The organism is Cyanobium sp. LEGE 06143 (genome assembly GCF_015207535.1).
GTDB lineage: Bacteria > Cyanobacteriota > Cyanobacteriia > PCC-6307 > Cyanobiaceae > NIES-981.
In genome coordinates, this window is sequence record NZ_JADEWP010000242.1 from 1 (window position 1) to 2,940 (window position 2,940).

Annotated in this window: 1 pseudogene; it reads left to right on the top strand. The window is 73.7% G+C overall.

The annotated features are described in order from the left end of the window. Positions 1 to 105: 105 nt before the first annotated feature. Positions 106 to 2,940 (top strand): annotated as a pseudogene (locus IQ216_RS12930) (cyclic nucleotide-binding domain-containing protein); the annotation flags it as partial.

Genomic DNA, 2,940 nt, shown 5'->3' on the forward strand with positions numbered 1-2,940 from the left:
GACTCATGGCGGCGCCCCGGTGGGGCAGGGCCTCTGCGAACCGATCATGCTCCCCGGCTGGCCGGGCCTGCCGCCCCTAGCCTGCGGCCTACCCATCCGCTCCCCATGTGGCTGTTTTCGCGGTGGCCGGAACGGCAGGCCCACCTGGTGCGCTGGCTGCTGCTGCTGGGCTGGCTGGCCCTGATCGCCTCGCTGCTGAGTCCTGCCCTGAGCGACTGGGCCCTGCGGCGGCCGCCCTGCCCTGAGGGCCTGGCCTGCCATGGCCACGGCGGCAACCAGCTGTTCTGGGGCACGGTGGTGCCCAGCGGTCTGCTGATCCTGGCGGCCGGCAGCCATGAGCTCTGGCGCCGCATCTGCCCGCTGGCCTTCGTCTCCCAGTTGTTCCGGGCCCTGGACCGGCAGCGCCGCGTGCCGGGCCGCAACGGCAAGCCCCAGCTGGCCAAGGTGGAGGGCGACTCCTGGCTGGGACGCCACCACCTGAGCCTGCAGTGGAGCCTGCTGATCGCGGGCCTGTGCCTGCGCCTTCTGGCGGTCAACAGCAGCCCCCTGGGCCTGGGCCTGCTGCTGGCTCTCACCGTGGCGGCGGCGGTCGCCGTGGGCTGGGTCTACGCCGGCAAGGCCTGGTGCCAGTACGTCTGCCCGATGGGAGCGGTGCAGCAGGTGGTCACCGGTCCCCGCGGGCCCCTGGCCAGTGCCGCCCACCTCGATGCCAGCCGCCTCACCCAGTCGATGTGCCGCACCGTGGCCGAGGACGGCCGTGAGCGCTCCGCCTGCGTCGCCTGCCAGTCGCCCTGCCTCGACATCGACGCCGAACGCAGCTACTGGGCCGGTCTGGAGGGCAAGCGGGGCCTGCGCTGGGCCTGGCTTTCCTACCCGGGGCTGGTGCTGGCCTTCTTTCTGCTCGCCCGCCAGCAGGGGCCGGAGACGGTTGAGATGCTGCGCAGTGGCCTCTGGGCCTTCGATGCCGATCTGCCCGCCCGCGCCCTCGACCTCTGGCCCCGGGCCGAGGCCGGCTGGGGGGTGCCGCGGCTGCTGGCCATCCCGGCGCTGCTGAGCGCCGCCGGGGCCAGCAGCGTCGCCCTGTTCAGCTGGCTCGAAAGCGGCCTGCGCCAGGGGCTGAGCGGCGACCACAGCCCCGAGCGCGCCCGCGCCATGGCCCGCTCGCGCACCCGGCTGCTGGCCACCTTCCTGGCCGTGAACCTGTTCTTCTGGTTCGCCGACCCCAGCCTCGGGCTGGCGGCGGGCAAGGTGGGCCAGCTGATCCGCTCCCTGGTGCTGATCGCCAGCGCCATCTGGCTGTTCCGCGGCTGGCCCCGCGACGCCGACACCTACCGGCGCGAGAGCACCAGTGCCAGCCTGCGCACCCAGCTCAGGAAACGCTTTCCCGATCTGGAGGCCCATCTCGATGGACGCACCCTCGATGAGCTCACCCCCGGCGAGGTGTTCACCCTGGCCAAGGCGCTGCCCGCCCAGCTCGCCGCCACCAACCAGTCGCTCTACCGCGACGTGCTGGCCGATCTGGTGCGCAGCGGCCGCCTGGAGCGGGCCACCAGCGCCGTGCAGCTCGAGGAGTTGCGCCTGGCCCTGGGCCTGGAGGAGGCCGACCACCACGCCGCCCTGCGCGAACTCACCCTGGAGGACCCGCAGCTGCTGCAGCTCGACGCCCGCCAGCGGGCCAGCCGCAACCTGCGCGAGGAGGCTGCCGCCGAGGCGGTCCACGATCTGCTGCAGGTCGCCGGCCAGCGGGATCTGCGCCCCGGCGCCCTCGATGCCGCCCAGAGCCTGCGGCTGGAGATGATCCGCCAGGATTCCGGTCTCGACGATGGCGCCTGGCAGGCGCTGCTGCTGCGCTTCGGCCCCCGTTCAGCCTTCGCCCAGCGCCAGCTGAGTGCAGGCCTCGAGGAGTTGCGCGGCGAGCTGGCCCGACGCAGCGCCCTGGAGGCCGGAGCTGCCGCCGACGGCCTGCTGAGGCCGCTGTTGCCAGTGATCGATCTGCGCATCGTCGGCCGCCTGCTGCCGCTGCTCCCGCTGCTGGCCGAGTTCCAGGCTGACGATCCCCTGCTGCGCCAGTTCGCTGCCCTGCAGACCCTGTTACCGCCCGGGGTCGTGGGCGAGGTGCATCGCCGCGACCTCACCCTGCTGCCCCACGCTGAGCCGCAGCCCGAATCCACTCCAGAACTCCAGCCCCCCCTGGCGCTGGAGCCGCTGCCGGATCCGCTGGCCGTGCTGGAAGAGCTCTGGAGCGACCCTGATCCCGAGAACGCCTTCTGGGCGCTCTGGCTGCTCGACCAGCGCGACCCCGCCCGCGCCGCGCGGCTGCGGCGCACGCCCCGCGGCGGCCTGCCCAGTTCGGCCCACCTCGAGACCCTCCAGGCCGGCACACCGCCAGCCGAAGCCGAGCTGCTCCACTTGCTGGTGCAGGTGCCCCTGTTCGCGGAGCTGTCGCCTTCGGCCCTGTTCAACGTGGCGGCCTGGGGCCAGCTGCGCGCCTGGCAGGCCGGCGCGGCGATCCTGCGGCCGGGCGAGGAGGCCACCTGGATGGCGATCCTGTTGGAGGGCAGCGCCCGCGTCAGCGGCGAGGACTGGCAGGCGCGGGTGGCGGCGGGGGAGACCCTCGGCGAGATGGCCCTGCTCAGTGGCCGCCCGCGGTCGGCGTCCGTCGCGGCCCTGGAGCCCGTGCGCGCCCTCGTGTTCGATGCCGCCGCCTTCGAGCAGCTGCTGCACCAGTCCTCCRGCTTTGCCCGCAGCCTGCTGCGCCAGCMGWCCNNCSTCSSRTCGWGCNKGYTGNSCSAKCMKGYNCCGGCTGCTCCGCGCCAGCCCGAGATAGCGTCGCGCGACAACGAGGGTGGCTGGTCACGGGCAGGGGGCACGCAGGGGCCTGTCCGCCAGGGCGAAACGGTCTACAACCTCTCGCGCCGTTTCGCCCTGGCGGACAGGCAC